Consider the following 17,446-nt stretch of genomic DNA (forward strand, 5'->3'; position numbering starts at 1 on the left):
CCCCCCCCCCCCCCCCCCCCCCCCCCCCCCCCCCCACGACCGTTTTCGGCGCGACGGTGCCCCGGAGCGTGCGACGATCGACCTGTACAGACCTCTCGGATCGAGAAGGTGATGTCATGGGGTTCTTCCTGATCCAGTGGGGTGTGCTGATCCTCGGCGCCGCCGTGCACATCGCGCTCGACCGGCATCCGGAGCGGCGCACCCCGAGGCGGATGTACGAACTGATCGCGTTGTGGGCGATCGTCGGCGGCGGCGCGTGGACCGTGTTCGGCGGTATCGGCCACATCGGGCCGACCTCGGACGACATCGCCGACGGCATCGGCTACACGCAGTCGATGTTCCAGTGGGAGGTCGGCTGGGCGGACATCGCGATCGGCGCGGCCGGAGTCGCGTGTGCGTGGAAGGCCAATCGGGGTGGGTGGATGAGCGCGGCGGTGTTCGTCCTGCTCGTCTCCTTCTGGGGCGACGGCATCGGGCACATCATGCAGTGGGCCGCGCACGGCAACACCGAACCGATGAACGTGTGGGCGCTTCCCACCGACTTCCTGCTGCCCCTGATCGCGCTGGTGTTCCTGGTGCTGGCGCGGCGCACGGGCCCGCGTCATCCGCAGCTGTGGCGGGGCGCCGACCGGCTCGGGGCGAGGTGAGGCGGCGGTGGCGAAGGGCGGACGGTTCCGTGACGCGTACCCGGTGCGGCGGCTGCTGATCCGGCAGGGTGCGTCGGCGACGTCGGGCCGGATCCTCGCCCCGACACAGCGACACCTCGACCGACTGGTGTTCCGGCTCAGTGGCGGACGGCGCACCCTGACGAGTCTGGCGCTGGGCTGGCCGATCGTGATGCTCACGACCGAGGGCGCGAGAAGCGGCCTGCCGCGTACGGTTCCGCTCCTGGGGCTCCCGGACGGAGATCAGATCGTGGTGATCGCGTCCAACTACGGGCAGGCGCATCACCCGGCGTGGTACGCCAACCTGCGCGCCCATCCGAGCGCCTCGATGACGGTCGCCGGTGGACCGGCGCAGCGGATCCGCGCGCGTGAAGCGGAGGGGGACGAGCGCGCGCGGCTGTGGCGGCTCGCGCTCGACTACTACCCGGGGTGGGCGGAGTACGAGAAACGACTGACGGGCCGACGGATCCCGGTGATGGTCCTCGAGCCCGAATCCGACTGATCCCGCGTCACGATGTCGGGAGGAAGGCACCGCGGATGAGCTGGAGCACCGCCACCGAGATCTCCTGTCCGCTGTCTCCGGTGGCGAGGCGTCGCAGCTGCAGACCTGCGATGGCCGCGACCAGCGTCGGTGCGAGTGACTCCGGGTTCGGGACGCCGAGCGCGGTCAGGATCGTCGTGGTCAGCTCGTCGTAGGCCGCGAAGCATGCCGTCGCGGCATCACGGAGCGCCGGGTCGCGGCCGGCCTGGATGTAGAGCTCGAACGGCGCGATCTGCTCGGCAGAGAACCCGAGATCCTGCGCGACCTGCTCGGTGATCGCCGCGGCGTCCTCGAGACTGAGCCCGTTCTCCCGGTAGCTTTCCGCGATCTCACGCAGCCGGGTGGTTTCCTCGGCCACGAACCCGGTCAGTGCGGCGTGCAGCAGCTCCGACTGCGTCGCGAAGTGGTAAGTGATCGAGCCCAGTGCCACGTCCGCTTCGGCGGCGATGCGTCGGTTCGTCAGCGCCGGGACGCCTTCGGTGCCGACGATGTGCAGTGCAGCCGCCAGAATGCGGTCACGGATCGTTGTCGCTCCCATCGGTCACCACCACCGATCGGGTCGGTGCTCGTGCCACCGGCCGACGGATTCGAGTTGCGCGGCAAGTGAAACCAGCAGTGGCTCGGTGTTGTCGTGGCCCATCAGCTGCACGCCGATCGGCAGCCCGTCGGTGGTGAAGCCGGCGGGGACGTTGACGCTGGGCCAGCCGAGGATGTTCCACGGCCAGGTGTACGGGCAGGCCGCGGTGATCACCTTGTCGGTCTCGACACCGCTGATCCCGTCCATCGCGTCGACACGGGGCGGGGGCGTGGCGGTGGTGGGCGCGAGGACGACGTCGTAGTCGTCGAAGATCGCGCCGATCCGGCGGCGCATCCGGGGTTCGGCGGCCCGCGCGGCGCGCAGCGGCCACCCGGCCAGCAGCCGTCCGGTGCGGGCGTTGGCGCGGGTGCGCGCGTCGACCAGTGCCGGGTCGGGCAGCCGATCGAGCCACACGTCGATCCCGGCGAGCGAGCGGGGAAGGAAGTTGAGGCCCAACAGGATCCCGTACTCGGGGTCGTCGACGACGACGTCGTGACCGAGGCGGCGCATGGCGTGCGCGGTGCGTCCCATCGCGGCCCGGATCTGCGGATGCAGCGCCGTCGGGGTCGCGGTGAACGGGATGCGTAGCGACAGTGCGATCCGCAGGCGCCCCGGGTCGCGTCCGACCGCGTCGCGCACCGTCACCGGCGGCGGCTTGTGCAGGTCGCCGTCGTGGTTGCCGGCGACGACGTCGAACAGCAGCGCCGCGTCGGCGACCGTGCGGGCCAGCGGGCCGTTGACGGTGATGCCGTGGAACGACTCGGCCTCGGGCCACGTCGAGATGCGGCCGCGCTGCGGCTTGATGCCGACCAGATGCGTCCACGCCGCCGGAATACGCACCGACCCGGCGCCGTCGGACCCGATGGCCGCGGACACCAGGCCGGCCGCTACGGCGGCGGCGCTCCCGCCGGACGATCCGCCGGGAGTGCGATCGCGGCCCCACGGGTTGCGGGTGTGGCCGAACGCGTCACCACCGGTGAAGGGCCACTGGCCGAGTTCGGGGCTGTTGGTCTTGCCGACGATCACCGCGCCGGCGTCGCGCAGGCGCCGCACCACCTCGGAGTCGGCGATCTTGGCCGGGAAGTCGCCGGGGCAGCCGAATGCGGTGGGTTCGCCGGTGACGTCGACGTCGTCCTTGACCGCGATCGGGACGCCGAGGAGGGGGAGTCGCTCGCCGGCGGCCAGGCGGCGGTCGGCCTCGGCGGCCTCGGCGAGCGCGGCGGCGCGGCGGACGATCCGGAAGGCGTTGAGGGTGGGCTGGCTCGCTTCGATCCGGTCCAGTGCGGCGGTCACCGCAGCGACCGACGAGGTGCGGCCCGCCGCGAGGGCAGCCGCCTGCTCCTCGAGCCCGGGCGCATACTGTTCCACGCCCTGTTCCTGCTGTTCAGTGCTCATTGCCGCCCCCTTGGCGCATTCTGTTCGTTCGAACGAACAGTAACGTGTTGCAGTTTTTCGCGAGGTGGTTTCGGTGGACGCGCCTGTCGGGGAGCGTCGGTGCCACGTGGGAGACTGGGCAGGTGAGGTTGTACCGGGACTATGCGGTGGTGTTGCGCCAGCACAAGCTGGGCGAGGCCGACCGCATCGTGACCCTGCTGACCCGGCAGCACGGCCTGGTCCGTGCGGTCGCCAAGGGCGTGCGCCGCACCAAGTCGAAGTTCGGCGCCCGGCTCGAGCCGTTCGCGCACATCGACGTGCAGTTGCATCCCGGCCGCAGCCTCGACGTCGTCACCCAGGTGAGCACCGTCGACGCGTTCGGGGCCGACATCGTCGACGACTACGGCCGCTACACCACCGCCTGCGCGATTCTCGAGACCGCCGAGCGGCTGGCCGGTGAGGAGAAGGCGCCGGTCCCGCGGCTGCACAGTCTCACGGTCGGCGCGCTGCGTGCGGTGGGCGAGCAGACCCGGCCCGTCGAACTGATCCTCGACGCCTACCTGCTGCGGGCGATGGGCTACGCAGGCTGGGCGCCGGCCCTGACCGATTGCGCGCGGTGCGCGGCACCCGGTCCGCATCGCGCCTTCCATGTCGCTGCCGGTGGCGCGGTGTGCGTGCACTGCCGACCGCCCGGCGCCGCCACGCCGTCGCCCGGTGTGCTCGATCTCATGGACGCGCTCGCACACGGGCAGTGGCAGGACACCGAGATGTCGACGCCGGCCATGCGCGGCCAGGCCAGCGGGCTCATCGCCGCGCACCTGCAGTGGCACCTCGAACGGCAGTTGCGCACGCTGCCCCTGATCGAGCGCCACCGGCCCCATGCGGCGGTCGGTGAGGGCGAGGCGGTCAGGCAGGATGGAGAGCGTGATTCGACGACGCGAACCGCAAGCTCAGCCTGACCGGGAGATCCGCCCTCCCTCCCCGCACCCCTCGGGTGCCCGTCCGCCGATTCTGCAGCCCGAGTTGATCCCCAACCACGTTGCACTCGTCATGGACGGCAACGGCCGGTGGGCGCAGGATCGCGGCCTGCCCCGGACCGCGGGTCACGAGCGCGGCGAGGCGGTCCTGATGGACACGCTCGAGGGATGCATCGAGATCGGCGTGAAGTGGCTGTCCGCGTACGCGTTCTCGACCGAGAACTGGAAGCGCAGCCCCGACGAGGTGAAGTTCCTCATGGGCTTCAACCGGGACGTCATCCGCCGCCGCCGCGACGAGATGCACGAGATGGGTGTGCGGGTGCGGTGGGCCGGCCGTCGACCGCGACTGTGGCGCAGCGTCATCAAGGAACTCGAGATCGCCGAGGAACTCACCAAGGACAACACCGTCATGACGTTGACGATGTGCGTCAACTACGGCGGGCGTGCCGAGATCGCCGATGCGGCCCGGGAAATCGCGCGCCGTGCTGCCGCGGGGGAGATCGACCCCGAGAAGATCTCCGAGTCCACGTTCGCGAAGTACCTCGACGAGCCGGACATGCCCGACGTCGACCTGTTCCTGCGCCCGTCCGGCGAGCAGCGGACGTCGAACTTCCTGATCTGGCAGGCCGCGTACGCCGAAATGGTGTTCCAGGAGAAGCTCTTTCCCGACTTCGACCGCCGGGATCTGTGGGCGGCGTGCGTCGAGTACGCCTCCCGGGATCGCCGCTTCGGCGGCGTGAAGTACCGGTGAGCGCCGTGGACGCGGCAGAGGCGCTGCAGGAGCGGGCCCGATCGGCGCTCGCGGGCTTCGTCGCCGTCGGCTCCGACGACGACGGTTCGCTGCGGTTCGAGTACGGCGGCGCGCTGTGCTCGCTGCGGGCGGTCACCCTCGCCGACGGCCTCGACGTGCTGTCGCTGACCGGGGTGCTGGCGTGGGACCGGACGCTCAAGCCGGCGCTGTACAAGCGGGTGGCCGAGCGGAACGCGCAGGCGCAGTTCGGGTCGATCAGCGTGATCACCCGCGGCAATCTCGCGGATGTCGTGCTGCGCTACACCTTCCCGGCCACGGGGCTCACCGACGCGCCGCTCGCGACGATGCTGCTGCTCGTGCTGTCGGGCATCGAGGACGCGCGCCGGGGATTGCTCGCGTAGGAACTCGCTCGCGGGTGACTGTCCGGGGGAACTCGGTTTTGTACACACCTCGAGGTTCTGTACAAAACGATTACCGGTCCGGAAGGGATTCTTCTCGGCTACTGCGCGCTGTATCTGCTCTACCGCGCCTGCGCGCAGTCCCGGCAGGTGCCGAAGATCTCGACCGTGTGGCTGACGTCGGTGAAGCCGTTGCTGTCGGCGATGGTCTGTGACCACTGCTCGACGGCCGGCCCGTCCACCTCGACGGTGAACCCGCAGGCGCGGCACACGAGGTGATGGTGGTGACCGGACGAACAACGGCGGTACACCGACTCGCCGGTGTCGGTGCGCAGCACGTCGACGGTGCCGGCCTCGGCGAGGGTCTGCAGCGTCCGGTACACGGTGGTGAGCCCGATGCCCTGGCCGCGTCGGCGCAGCTCGTCGTGCAGTTCCTGGGCGGAGCGGAACTCGGTGATCTCGTCGAGCAGCGCGGAGATGGCGCTGCGCTGCTTCGTCGATCGGACCCCGACGACGGCCCGTCCGGGCTGGTCGGTCACGTTCTCGGTCATGCTTCCTCCGCGTGGGCGACGGCGTCGACGACGATGTGGGCGAGGTGGTCGTCGACGAGTCGATACATCACTTCACGTCCGTTGCGCTCGCCGTGCACGACACCGGCGGCCTTGAGCACCCGCAGGTGCTGACTGATCAGCGGCTGCGTGACACCGAGCGCGGCGACGAGTTCGTGGACGCAGCGCTGTGATTCGCGCAACTGCAGCACGATCGCGATGCGGACCGGCGCGGCGAGGGCGCGCAGGATCTCGCCCGCAGCGGTCAGCGTCTCCTTGGGTGGCAGCGCGGCCGGAGCCGTCTCGGAGCACGCGCCGTGATCGGCGGTTCCGGGGTGCAGGTGGCCCGCGTCGGCGACACTCACGTGTGCCTCCTCCCATGCGATCGGACGGGCACCCAACGGGCCCGGACATGCCACCTTATTGCAAATCAATTCCATTTTGATATGCACGAATATGCATGTCAACCGGGCGCGTGGGACACCGTCGTCGCTACCGATAGGCTGGACGAGCGAAATCCGCACGTGAACCACGCATCTATTACCCAGATGGAGAGCAGCCAAGTGGCACCCAAGTCCAAGATCGATACCGTCGCCAACCTCGCCAAGCGCCGTGGCCTCGTCTACCCCTGCGGTGAGATCTACGGCGGTACCAAGTCGGCCTGGGACTACGGTCCGCTCGGCGTGGAACTGAAGGAGAACATCAAGAAGCAGTGGTGGCGCAACATGGTCACCAGCCGCGAGGACGTCGTCGGCCTCGACTCGTCGGTGATCCTGCCCCGCGCGGTGTGGGAGGCGTCGGGCCACGTCGAGGTGTTCACCGACCCGCTCGTCGAGTGCCTCAACTGCCACAAGCGGCACCGGCAGGACCACCTGCAGGAGGCGTACGCCGAGAAGCACAAGCTCGACAACCCCGACGCCGTGGCGATGACCGAGATCGTGTGCCCGGATTGCGGCACCAAGGGCCAGTGGACCGAGCCCAAGGCGTTCTCCGGCCTGCTCAAGACGTACCTCGGCCCGGTCGACAGCGAGACCGGCCTGCACTACCTGCGTCCCGAGACCGCACAGGGCATCTTCGTGAACTTCGCGAACGTGCTCACCACGTCGCGCAAGAAGCCGCCGTTCGGCATCGGCCAGATCGGCAAGAGCTTCCGCAACGAGATCACGCCCGGCAACTTCATCTTCCGCACCCGCGAGTTCGAGCAGATGGAGATGGAGTTCTTCGTCAAGCCGGGCGAGGACGAAGAGTGGCACCAGTACTGGATCGACTACCGGATGGACTGGTACACCGGCCTCGGCATCAACAAGGACAACCTGCGCCTGTACGAGCACGCGCAGGAGAAGCTGTCGCACTACTCGAAGCGCACCGTCGACATCGAGTACCGCTTCCAGTTCCAGGGCAGCGAGTGGGGCGAGCTCGAGGGCATCGCCAACCGCACCGACTACGACCTCGCGACGCACGCCAAGGCGTCGGGTACCGACCTGAGCTACTTCGACCAGACCTCCGGTGAGCGCTACACGCCGTTCGTCATCGAGCCCGCGGCCGGCCTCACCCGTTCGCTGATGGCCTTCCTGGTCGACGCGTACACCGAGGACGAGGCGCCCAACGCCAAGGGCGGCGTCGACACCCGCACCGTGCTCAAGCTGGACCGTCGTCTCGCGCCGGTCAAGGCCGCGGTGCTGCCGCTCAGCCGCAACGCCGACCTCTCGCCCAAGGCGAAGGATCTCGCGACGACGCTGCGTCAGCACTGGAACATCGAGTTCGACGACGCCGGCGCCATCGGCCGCCGCTACCGTCGCCAGGACGAGATCGGCACGCCGTTCTGCATCACGGTCGACTTCGACACCCTCGAGGACCACGCAGTCACGATCCGTGAGCGCGACACCATGGCGCAGGAGCGCGTCGCCCTCGATCAGGTGGAGGGCTACCTCGCCCAGCGTCTGATCGGTTCCTAGGTTCTCCAGCCGAATGTCACATGCGTTCAGTTCGACTGAACGCATGTGACATTCGGCGTTTCAGGGGGCTGAAGGGCTGGGCCTAGAAGCGGCCGCCGCCGCCCCGGCCGATGCGACCCGAACTGCTCGGTCCGCCGAACGATCCCGGGCCGGGTCCGCCCCAGCCGCCGCCTCCGCGCCCACCCCAGTTGCCGCCGCGGCCGCCGAATCCGCCGCGCAGCATGCTGTCGATGAGGATGCCGCCGAGGATCGCGCCGGCCGCGTTGCCGCCACCACCCGAGACCCCGCCGCTCGGTGGGCGCTGGTTGTCCTGGTAGCGGTTGACATCCGCCTGCGCGGCCCACAGCGCGCGCGACGCCAGTTCGGTCGCGGTCTGCGCGTGCTGCAGCGCCTTGGACGGATCGGAGTCGGCGAGCTGCTGCGCCGCCTCGAGATGCCGCTGCGCCTCGGACAGCCGGGTGCGGGCCTCCGCCCCGACGGCGCCGCGCCGGGTGGAGATGAAGTCGGCGGCCGCCGTCACCTGGGACTTCGCGGCCGTGAGGTCCTGGTCGAGACGCGCTCGTGCCCGCTCGGCCTGCCGGTCCGCCTCCTGTGCCTGCGCCAGGACCGCGTCGAGGCGGGCGTCGGCCTCGACGACCTTGGTGAAACTGCCCAGCGGGTCGGTGTCCTGGGCGGCCTGCGCGTTCTGGAGCGCGGCCTCCGCGGCGGTCTTGGCCTCCGCGAGCTGCGGGCCGCCCGTCTTGGCGAGCGCTCCGGCGGCCGTGATGCCCTCCTGCACGTCGGCCATCGCCGCGGGCAGGGTCGCGATGGCGTGCCGGATGTCGGTGTCGGCCCGATCGACGGCGTCGAGGAGCTGACGGGCTTGGTCGAGCGCACCTTCGGCGGCCCGGATCGCGATCACCGCCGGACCCTGCTTGCCCGCCGGGAGGGCGGTTGCCTTGCGCCCCGCCTCGATGTTCTGCTCCGCGAACGAGATTCGCTCACGTGCCATGGCCGGGTTCTCGTGCACTGCCGCGAGCACCGACGCCGGGAACTGGCCGGCGAGCGCGGCGAGGGTGGATTCGGCGGCCGGGATGCGCACGGTGAGACCGACCACGGCCTGCGTGAGGGCGTCGAGCCGGGCGGGGGCGTCGAGCAGCAGGTCGCGCATCGAATCGAACTCGGTGACACGGGCATTGAGTTCGCGGTCGGCGCGCTCGCAGGTCGTGATGAGTTCGACGAGCATCTGCCGCTGCTGTTCGGGCGTCTCGGGGATGTCGTCGTCGAGGCGCTGACGGATCGTGAACGCGGACGCGAGTGTCGCCCGGGCCTGGTCGTACGCCGCGGTGAACGGGGCCGTCGCGTCCGCGCCGAACTCGCCGACGGCCAGGTTCAGCTCCTCCTCGCTGGTGCGGATCGCGTTGTCCATCTCCACCAACTCGTCCTTCGCCAGGGCGTCGAGCGCCGGAATCGGCAGCGCCGACAGCGCGTTCGCGTCGGTCGGATCCACCTGGCGTGCCTGGGCGACCGACGCTTCGAGACGGTCGCCGCGCTTCTTGCGCGAGTACAGGTAGACGCCGGCGCCGGCCAGGACGACGACGCCGATCCCGACACCGAGGACCTTCAGCGACGTGCGGGTCGGGGTCATCGCATCACCCAAGCCGCCCGCGGCAGCGATCGCCGCGCCCGCCCAATCCTGCTCGCGGAGAGCCGGTTGCACCGAGCCCTCGTAGATCGACTGGAGCTCGGAATCGGTGACCTCGGACAGCGCGGCCGGGACGTCGAACCAGTAGTCCCGGTCGGTCGTCGCGACGGCGAGCAGCGCGTCCTTGTTGCCGAGTCCGCTCAGCTTCGCGGTCTGTTCGGTCCACGCCTCGGGGGACAGGCCGTCGAAGTCCGCGGTGTAGACCACCCAGAGGCTGACCTTGTGCTCGTCGTACAGGGAGTCGAGGGCGTCCTGGACGTCGGCGCGCTGGCCGGCATCGAGGACGCCGGCGGTATCGGTGATGTGGTCCGGCAGCCGCAGCGGCGCCTCCGCCGTCGCGGTCGCGGGCGCGAACACGAGAGCGAGGAGGGCGAACAGCGCGGCGACAGCGGCGGCAGCGGGCCGACGGGCGACACGGCGGCGGGGGAGGGGGAGGGGACGCGACAGAGCCTGGGCCATGCGACGAATCTATCCGCTGTGGCGCGTCGTCATCGGCGGCCCCGGTGACCGACTGGCAGAATCAGGGAGTGAGTACCGCGCCCAGCTACGACCCGCCGGAGATGTCGACGCGCCCTGCCCCGCGCCGGTCCTTCGGGTCCGGGGTCGCCCGTTGGATGACCCGGGTGGTGCTCGGCGCCGTTCTGATCGGTCTGGTGCTGGTCGGGGGGACGGCGCTGCGGGTGTGGCAGGTGGCCCGGGTCACCGACACCACCCCGGCCGACGCGATCGTCGTGCTCGGGGCCGCGCAGTACGACGGCACGCCGTCGTCGGTGTTCGAGGCCCGGCTCGACCAGGCCCACAAGCTCTACGAGCAGGGTGTGGCCGCCACGATCGTCACGGTCGGCGGCAAGCAGGAGGGCGACGAGTACACCGAGGCCGCGTCCGGCCGGAACTACCTCATGGACGAGGGCGTGCCGGGTGGCGCGATCGTCGCGGTCGAGGAGGGGTCGGACACCCTGCTGAGCGTCGAGGCGGTCAGCAGGGAGATGGGCGCGCGCGGGATGCACTCCGCGGTCCTCGTGAGCGACCCCTGGCACTCGCTGCGTACCCGCACGATGGCGCGGGATGCTGGTCTGGACGCCTGGACGGCGCCCACGCGGCAGGGTCCCGCGGTCATGACCCGAGAGTCGCAGCTGCACGGAATTGTCAGGGAGACAGGCGCTCTGCTGTGGTATCAGCTGACGCACTTCTCGGCCGACTTCGGGTACACGGCGGGTCAATGACCGAATCCGCGACCCGTGCGGCGTACACCCCGCACGATCTGCAGCGCCGTGTCACCGAGGCGCCCAAGACGGCCGATCTGACGTCCGGCTCCGGGGGCGTCGCGGCGGCGCAACACCGCAGCCCCTTCTCCCGTGACCGGGCCCGGGTGCAGCACTCCGCCGCGCTGCGCCGGCTCGCGGACAAGACCCAGGTGGTCGGGCCGCGGGACGGCGACACCCCACGCACCCGCCTCACCCACTCGATCGAGGTGGCTCAGATCGGCCGCGGCATCGCCGACGGCCTCGGCCTGGACCCCGACCTCGTCGACCTGGCCGGGCTGGCGCACGACATCGGCCACCCGCCGTACGGGCACAACGGGGAGAAGGCGCTCGACGAGGTCGCGGCGGTGTGCGGCGGCTTCGAGGGCAACGCCCAGAACCTGCGCATCCTCACCAGTCTCGAGCCGAAGGTGCTCGACCCCGAGGGTCGGAGTGTGGGCCTCAACCTGACGCGGGCGTCGCTGGACGCCGCGATCAAGTACCCGTGGACCCGCCCGCGGCCCGGCGCCAAGTTCGGTGCGTACGACGACGACGCGGAAATCCTCGCGTGGGTCCGCGACGGCGCCCCCGAAGGCCGCAAGTGCCTCGAGGCGCAGGTGATGGACTGGGCCGACGACGTCGCGTACTCGGTGCACGACGTCGAGGACGGCGTCATCGCCGGACGCATCGACCTGCGGGCGCTCGCCGACGCCGCGGAGGTCCGGGCGCTCGCCGAACTGGGGGCCGCGCGGTTCCCGGGGCCCGCCGTCGACGAACTGGTAGAGGCTGCGGAGCGGTTGTCGCGGTTGCCGGTGGTGGCGGCGATCGGCAGCTACGACGGCACGCTGACGAGTGCGGTCGCGCTGAAGAATCTCACCAGCGAACTGGTGGGGCGATTCGCGTCGGCGGCGGTCGCCGGCACCCGCGCGGTCACCGGTCCCGGACCGCTCGCGCGGTATCGGGCCGACCTGGAGGTCCCGCCGATCGTCGCGGCCGAGGTGGTGCTGCTCAAGACCGTCGCCCTGTACTACGTGATGTCCGACGCCGGGCACCTCAAACATCAGGGCCGGCAGCGGGACCGGATCCACCGCGTCGCCGAATGGCTGCTGCGCACCGCGCCCGCCGGTCTCGATCCGCTGTTCCTCCCCGCCTGGGAACGGGCCGCCGACGACGCGGCCCGGGTGCGGGTGGTGGTGGACCAGATCGCGTCGTGCACCGAGAGCCGGCTCGAGCGGATCGACAAGCAGAGCCTCGGGGCCCAGGCCAGCTGGGGGTAGGCAGCGGGCGCGGAGCGCCTAGACTGTCGTGGTGGCCGGCCGAATTCCTGACAGAGACATCGCGGCCGTTCGCGAGCGCACCCGGATCGAGGACGTCGTCGGCGAGTACGTCTCGCTCAAGCGCGCGGGCGGTGACTCGATGAAGGGGCTGTGTCCCTTCCATGACGAAAAGTCGCCGTCATTCCACGTCCGGCCCAATCACGGGCACTTCCACTGCTTCGGCTGCGGTGAGGGCGGTGACGTCTATTCGTTCCTGCAGAAGATCGAGCACGTCAGCTTCGTCGAGGCCGTCGAGCAGCTCGCGGACCGGATGGGCTACCAGATCTCCTACGAGGGCGGCGGCCCGTCGGTGCAGCGCGACCGCGGCACGCGGGCCCGGCTGGTCGCGGCCAACGCCGCCGCGCAGGAGTTCTACGCGGCCCGGCTGAAGGAGCCCGACGCGCAGGCCGCCCGCGACTATCTCACCGAACGGAATTTCGACGCCGCCGCGGCGGCCCAGTTCGGCTGCGGCTACGCACCCGACGGCTGGGACACGCTCACCAAGCACCTGATGGCGAAGGGATTCGAGGCCAAGGAACTCGAGGCCGCGGGCCTGTCCAAGGAAGGGCGCCGCGGTCCGATCGACCGGTTCCATCGGCGGCTGCTGTGGCCGATCCGCAACCTCGCCGGGGACGTCATCGGTTTCGGTGCCCGCAAGCTGTTCGACGACGACACCATGCCCGGCAAGTACGTCAACACGCCCGAGACGATTCTGTACAAGAAGTCGAACGTGCTGTTCGGTCTCGACCTGGCCAAGCGCGACATCGCGAAGGGGCATCAGGCGGTGGTCGTGGAGGGCTACACCGACGTGATGGCGATGCACCTGGCCGGGGTGAAGACCGCGGTCGCGTCGTGCGGCACGGCGTTCGGTGACGAGCATCTCGCGATGCTGCGCCGACTCCTGATGGACGACAGCTACTTCCGTGGCGAGATCATCTACACCTTCGACGGCGACGCCGCCGGCCAGGCGGCCGCGATGAAGGCGTTCGAGGGCGACCAGAAGATGGCGGGGCAGACGTTCGTCGCGATCGCCCCCGACGGGATGGACCCGTGCGAACTGCGGCAGCAGTCGGGCGACGCCGCGGTCCGCGACCTCGTCGCCCGCCGAACCCCGATGTTCGAGTTCGTCGTCAAATCGCTTCTGGCCGAACATGATCTGGATACCGCGGAGGGGCGGGTCGAAGCCCTGCGCCGCACCGTCCCGGTGGTGGCCCGGATCAAGGAATCGACCCTGCGTGACGGGTATGCCGTCCAGCTGTCCGGCTGGGTGGGCTGGGACGACATCCCCGCCGTCCGGCGTCGGGTGCGCGACGAGGCTCGCAAGTTCGCCCGGGGTGGGGGAACTGCCACCGCCGCGAAGCGTCGCCCCGTCGACACCGCCCAGATCGAGGCGTTCGCTGCGCCGGCCCCCGGGATCGCGCGGCCGCGGCCCAACGACCCGGCGCTGTGGCCGCAGCGCGACGCCCTCAAGGCGGCGCTGCAGTATCCCGCGATCGCGGGCACCATCTTCGACTCGCTGCCGCCCGAGTCGTTCACCCATCCCGCCTACGCTGCGGTCCGCGAGGCGGTGGCCGCCGCGGGCGGCACGAGTGCCGGACTCGGCGGCGCCGAGTGGGTGGACGCGGTCGGCCGGGCCGCGGGCGAGGGCACCGTGCACTCGATCGTGATGGAACTCGCAGTCGATCCGCTGCCCACCGACGACGACATCGCCCCGCGATACATCCGGGGCGTGCTCGCGCGCCTGCAGGAGGTGTGGGTGGGTGAGCAGGTGGCCGAACTGAAGTCGAAGCTGCAGCGCGTCTCGCCGACCACCGACTCCGACGAGTTCCATTCCCTGCTCGGCGATCTCGTCGCGCTCGAGCAGTACCGCCGCAGTCTGCTCGATCAGGCGATCGGCGACACCAGCGGCGAGGGCATCGCCTGACGTCTGGTGCCGCCGGTCGGCCGGGAGTAGGCCAGAGTTCGTAGGTCAGTCCTTCCAGGCCCCACTCAGTAGGATCATCGAGTTCGAACTGCCGAGGACGCCGTGCACGTCGTCGTTCCACACGACGAACTCCGCAAACGGACCGTAGACGAGGAACGGCACGTCCCTGTTGATCTGCTGCTGGATTCGGTCGACGGTGTTCCGCTTGGCTGTGAGATCGGGTTCCTGCTGGAACTCCGCAAGCAGCGCGTCCATCTCGGTGCTGGTGTACATCCCCTTGAGCATCTCGACCCCGCCGGTAGTCACCGCGGCGATCGCCTTCGCAGGATCGAGCGATCGCGGCTCGGAATACGCGCCGAAGGTGAGCTCGCCGCCGTCCACTGGATCGGTCGCCGGTGCCACGTTGATCACGCCTTCTCGCAGGTCGGCGAATGTCGCGGCGCTGAGGGCCGCCCCTTCCTCGGAGCTGTCGCCGGCGCGCAGCTCGTCAGTAGCAAACCGGTTGCGGTGGCCGCTGCGACTGCGGCCCAACAGTTTTTACGTCGTAGAACGCTGATTCCTTCTCCTCTGCCGCTGATGCGGCGTCTGCAGTGGACAGGTAGGGGTCGGGGGTGACCGGTGTTGCGGGACATGACGTTGTTGACATTTCTTGATCTGGTCCGGCTCTCGATGGCAAGATGCTGACCCGGGTGTTCGTGTCCCTGCCGTATGCAGTTTGTCCGAGTTAGAGGGCGGACGAGGAGTCAGACATCCGCCGCGCGAGATCGATGCCTCAGGCCTACTTTTGTCCGCTGAGGAAGTTTGACGGCGCTGTCACCCTGCCTTTTGTTGCTGGTATGCGCCAGCCAACTCGCGACAGCCAGATTTCACGTGCGGTCGCGAGGCTTGGCGGTGCGGAGTCCAGCGCGAGCGGATAAAGGAACTTCGAATGCACGAACTCGATTCACCCCCACCTGCCAACGACTTTCAGCAACACATCATCGATGAGTTCCGCGCGAGCGCAGGCATCGTTGGTGGCCCGTTCCAGGGCTCGTCCCTGCTTCTGCTTACCACTGTGGGTGCACGGACCCGGCGCCGTCGCACCGCTCCGCTGGGCTACGTGGACATCGACGGCAGACGCGTGGTTGTCGCTTCTGCTGGCGGTGCGGACCGTAATCCAGCGTGGCTGCACAATCTTCGGGCGCATCCCGTGGTGACCGTCGAGGTCGGTCCGGACACCTACCCGGCGATCGCGTCCGTACTATCCGGTGCGGTTCGCGATCGCTTCTGGAACGAGGTGGCGTGCAGGCATCCCGGCTACGGCGACTACCAGCAGATGACATCCCGCGTGATCCCGCTGGTAGAGATCCAGCCCCTCCCCGCTCGCGATGGGCTCGACCGAGTGCGCGGGATGGGAGACTTCCTGAAGGAAGTACACCAATGGCTTTCCGCGGAAATGGATCTCGTCCTCGCGCAGGTCGACACGCTCATCGCAACGGCAGACACCACCACACCGGTGACGCTGCCGCCACGAACGCTCCATGCCCAAATGCGTGAGCGTTGCGTGGCGTTCTGCGGAGCGCTCGAACGACACCACATGGGCGAGGACTTCGGCGCGTTCCCGATGGTGGCGGAGGCGTTTCCCGCACTCGCGCCGACACTGGAGCAACTCCGTGCCGAGCATGTCGTGGTAGCCGAGATCAACGCCTCTATCCGTGACCTGCTCGAGGGGTACACGCCAGGAGTAAGTGATCCGCGTGAGCTGCATGTCAAGCTTCACAACCTGGTTGCCCGACTGCGCGAACACTTCGCGTTCGAGGAAGAGACAATCCTCGACGCACTCAATGCCGTCGCCGACGCACCACCTTCGGACAACGCGGCAGAGCCCGAATCTGATTCGGGTGAGTGCTGAAATGACGCATAGCAACGCACCGCTATCAGTTGAGGGTCGTCGGCGTCTGGTGCAACGCTGCCAGAACCGCCCAATCGCGCACGTCGCGGAGGAGATGGGGATTTCTCGCGCCTGTGCCTCGAAGTGGGTCAACCGCTACCGGCGTCATGGCGAACTCGGCCTACTCGACCAGTCCTCAACGCCACACCACCAGCCCACCGCCACCGACACCGCGGTCATCGTCAGGATCGAGGATCTACGCCGCACATACAAGTGGTCGGCCGCCAGGATCGCCTTCGAGCTACAGGTCGAAGGCATCGTTATCAGTCGCCGGACAGTGTCGCGGCACCTTGCCGCGTTAGGCCTGAACCGCCGTCGGTTCATCGACCCCAGTGGCGAAGCCAACCGGGAACCACGCAAAATCATCGCCCGCCGCCCCGGCCACACGGTCCACATCGACGTGAAGAAGGTCGGGCGAATCCCCGATGGCGGCGGCTGGCGAGCTCACGGGCGCGGCAGCCCCGCCGCGGAAGACGTCGGCCGGCGCAAACGAAAGACCGAACGCGGCGGCTACGTCTACCTCCACTCCGCCATAGATGGACACACCCGCCTCGCCTACACCGAAGCACTCGACGATGAGAAGGCCGCCACAGCGGTCGCCTTCCTTCACCGGGCACGAGTCTGGTTCGCGGCCCACGGAATCACACGGATCGAGCGGGTCGTCACCGACAACGGCGCCTGCTACCGCGCCGACGCTTTCGCCCGTGCACTTCTCGGATCACGCCACCAACGGATCACGCCCTACACGCCGCGCCACAACGGCACGATCGAGAGATACACCGGATCATCGCCGAAGAGTTCCTCCATGCCCGCACCCGGACATCCGAGAAGCAACGCTCTGACGCCTTGGCCGTGTGGAACGTCCACTACAACTACCACCGGCCCCACGGCGCCGTCGGCGGTCAGCCCCCAGCAGCCCGCGTCACGGACGGCGTCACCAACGTCATGGCCTCATACACCTAGGCGGGGCCACGATCGCGATAGAAGCCGGCGAGAATGCCTCCGTCGGCGGTAGGCATGCAGACGCCACTGATGTACTCCGATTCACTCGACGCGAAGAAGAGCGCTGCATTCGCGTTGTCGCGCAGGGTCGGTGGCCGCCGCAGCTTCAGGGGCATGCCTGTCGACTCGGGATCCCACTCCCGGGACTTCTCGGCCGACCGGCCCACCGCGGGGCTCGCTGCCGAGTTGTAGAAGGTTGCCGACATCCCGTGCAGCGGGCAGATGGCGTTCACTCGGATCCCGTGCCGCCCGAGATCGACCGCCAGCGCGCGGACGAGGGCGTGACGGCGCCTTTGGATGCGACGTACGGCGCGAGGTCGCGGGCGCTGGCGATCGCGGTTGCGGACGATGTCACGACGATCGATCCACCACCGTTGGCGCGCAGGGCCGGGATCGCGTGCTTACACGCGAAGAAGGTGCCCATCACGTTCACGTCGAACGTCGTCTGCCACTGCTGCGCGGTCACCGCGTGGATGTCCTAACTGATTTTCCTTCGAGACGCATCCGAGGTCTCCTAAAACAAACGATTGTTGCAGACTGTAAGGTATCTCACATCGCTTGCA

16 protein-coding genes and 2 pseudogenes are annotated in these 17,446 nt (G+C 69.2%); 11 read left to right on the forward strand and 7 right to left on the reverse strand.

Going from position 1 to position 17,446, the window contains the following annotated elements:
* The first annotated feature begins 116 nt into the window (after positions 1-116).
* Both LCL87_RS12895 and LCL87_RS12900 read left to right on the forward strand, forming a co-directional pair.
* Entirely contained in the window at positions 117-647 is a 531-nt protein-coding gene (locus LCL87_RS12895; protein WP_225020180.1) for a DUF6790 family protein, read from the forward strand.
* A 7-nt stretch (positions 648-654) separates the two neighbouring features.
* Positions 655-1,167 (forward strand): nitroreductase/quinone reductase family protein, encoded by a 513-nt coding sequence (locus LCL87_RS12900; RefSeq protein WP_225020182.1) that lies wholly within the window; start codon positions 655-657, stop codon positions 1,165-1,167.
* A gap of 7 nt (positions 1,168-1,174) precedes the next feature.
* Here LCL87_RS12900 and LCL87_RS12905 read toward each other — a convergent pair whose 3' ends face one another.
* The gene (locus LCL87_RS12905) at positions 1,175-1,744 is read right to left on the reverse strand and encodes a TetR/AcrR family transcriptional regulator (RefSeq protein WP_225020185.1); all 570 of its coding nucleotides are present in this window, start codon (positions 1,742-1,744) and stop codon (positions 1,175-1,177) included.
* Positions 1,745-1,747: 3 nt separating this feature from the next.
* The gene (locus LCL87_RS12910) at positions 1,748-3,178 is read right to left on the reverse strand and encodes an amidase (protein ID WP_225020187.1); all 1,431 of its coding nucleotides are present in this window, start codon (positions 3,176-3,178) and stop codon (positions 1,748-1,750) included.
* Between the two features lie 122 nt (positions 3,179-3,300).
* Between LCL87_RS12910 and recO the strand changes: the two genes are divergently transcribed.
* From recO to LCL87_RS12925, 3 genes are read left to right on the forward strand one after another with little or no spacing between them, the layout of a single operon-like run.
* Positions 3,301-4,116 (forward strand): DNA repair protein RecO, encoded by an 816-nt coding sequence (recO, locus tag LCL87_RS12915; protein ID WP_225020190.1) that lies wholly within the window; start codon positions 3,301-3,303, stop codon positions 4,114-4,116.
* Entirely contained in the window at positions 4,073-4,885 is an 813-nt protein-coding gene (locus LCL87_RS12920) for an isoprenyl transferase (RefSeq protein ID WP_225020192.1), read from the forward strand. The genes recO and LCL87_RS12920 overlap by 44 nt, the downstream gene beginning before the upstream one ends.
* Positions 4,882-5,286, forward strand: a complete 405-nt coding sequence (locus LCL87_RS12925) for a YbjN domain-containing protein (protein WP_225020194.1) — start codon at positions 4,882-4,884, stop codon at positions 5,284-5,286. Before LCL87_RS12920 ends, LCL87_RS12925 begins: the two co-directional genes overlap by 4 nt.
* 119 nt (positions 5,287-5,405) lie before the next feature.
* Here LCL87_RS12925 and LCL87_RS12930 read toward each other — a convergent pair whose 3' ends face one another.
* Together LCL87_RS12930 and LCL87_RS12935 are read right to left on the reverse strand one after the other, a co-directional pair.
* Positions 5,406-5,834 (reverse strand): Fur family transcriptional regulator, encoded by a 429-nt coding sequence (locus LCL87_RS12930; protein WP_225020196.1) that lies wholly within the window; start codon positions 5,832-5,834, stop codon positions 5,406-5,408.
* The gene (locus LCL87_RS12935) at positions 5,831-6,196 is read right to left on the reverse strand and encodes an ArsR/SmtB family transcription factor (protein WP_225020198.1); all 366 of its coding nucleotides are present in this window, start codon (positions 6,194-6,196) and stop codon (positions 5,831-5,833) included. The genes LCL87_RS12930 and LCL87_RS12935 overlap by 4 nt, the downstream gene beginning before the upstream one ends.
* Before the next feature lie 198 nt (positions 6,197-6,394).
* Between LCL87_RS12935 and LCL87_RS12940 the strand changes: the two genes are divergently transcribed.
* Positions 6,395-7,786, forward strand: coding sequence for a glycine--tRNA ligase (locus LCL87_RS12940; protein WP_225020200.1), 1,392 nt, complete (start codon positions 6,395-6,397; stop codon positions 7,784-7,786).
* Between the two features lie 82 nt (positions 7,787-7,868).
* Here LCL87_RS12940 and LCL87_RS12945 read toward each other — a convergent pair whose 3' ends face one another.
* Positions 7,869-9,929, reverse strand: a complete 2,061-nt coding sequence (locus LCL87_RS12945) for a TPM domain-containing protein (protein WP_225020202.1) — start codon at positions 9,927-9,929, stop codon at positions 7,869-7,871.
* 68 nt (positions 9,930-9,997) lie between these two features.
* On the opposite strand from LCL87_RS12945, the gene LCL87_RS12950 reads away from it, so the two are divergent.
* From LCL87_RS12950 to dnaG, 3 genes are read left to right on the forward strand one after another with little or no spacing between them, the layout of a single operon-like run.
* Positions 9,998-10,693: a YdcF family protein gene (locus LCL87_RS12950; RefSeq protein ID WP_225020204.1), complete on the forward strand. Its 696-nt coding sequence runs from the start codon at positions 9,998-10,000 to the stop codon at positions 10,691-10,693.
* Complete coding sequence (locus tag LCL87_RS12955; RefSeq protein WP_225020205.1) at positions 10,690-11,988, forward strand: deoxyguanosinetriphosphate triphosphohydrolase; 1,299 nt, start codon at positions 10,690-10,692, stop codon at positions 11,986-11,988. Before LCL87_RS12950 ends, LCL87_RS12955 begins: the two co-directional genes overlap by 4 nt.
* A gap of 31 nt (positions 11,989-12,019) precedes the next feature.
* Positions 12,020-13,951, forward strand: a complete 1,932-nt coding sequence (gene dnaG, locus LCL87_RS12960; protein ID WP_225020206.1) for a DNA primase — start codon at positions 12,020-12,022, stop codon at positions 13,949-13,951.
* A 45-nt stretch (positions 13,952-13,996) separates the two neighbouring features.
* Here the strand turns inward: dnaG and LCL87_RS12965 are convergent, their stop codons facing one another.
* Positions 13,997-14,362, reverse strand: a complete 366-nt coding sequence (locus LCL87_RS12965; RefSeq protein WP_225020207.1) for a periplasmic substrate-binding domain-containing protein — start codon at positions 14,360-14,362, stop codon at positions 13,997-13,999.
* Positions 14,363-14,879: 517 nt separating this feature from the next.
* Between LCL87_RS12965 and LCL87_RS12970 the strand changes: the two genes are divergently transcribed.
* Entirely contained in the window at positions 14,880-15,842 is a 963-nt protein-coding gene (locus LCL87_RS12970) for a nitroreductase/quinone reductase family protein (protein WP_225020208.1), read from the forward strand.
* A 1-nt stretch (position 15,843) separates the two neighbouring features.
* Positions 15,844-16,844: pseudogene (locus LCL87_RS12975) on the forward strand (IS481 family transposase).
* Here LCL87_RS12975 and LCL87_RS12980 read toward each other — a convergent pair.
* A pseudogene (locus LCL87_RS12980) lies at positions 16,841-17,349 on the reverse strand (SDR family NAD(P)-dependent oxidoreductase). The pseudogenes LCL87_RS12975 and LCL87_RS12980 sit on opposite strands and share 4 nt — an antisense overlap.
* Positions 17,350-17,446 lie beyond the last annotated feature (97 nt).

The organism is Prescottella equi (assembly GCF_020171745.1).
In the GTDB taxonomy this organism is placed as follows: domain Bacteria; phylum Actinomycetota; class Actinomycetes; order Mycobacteriales; family Mycobacteriaceae; genus Prescottella; species Prescottella equi_A.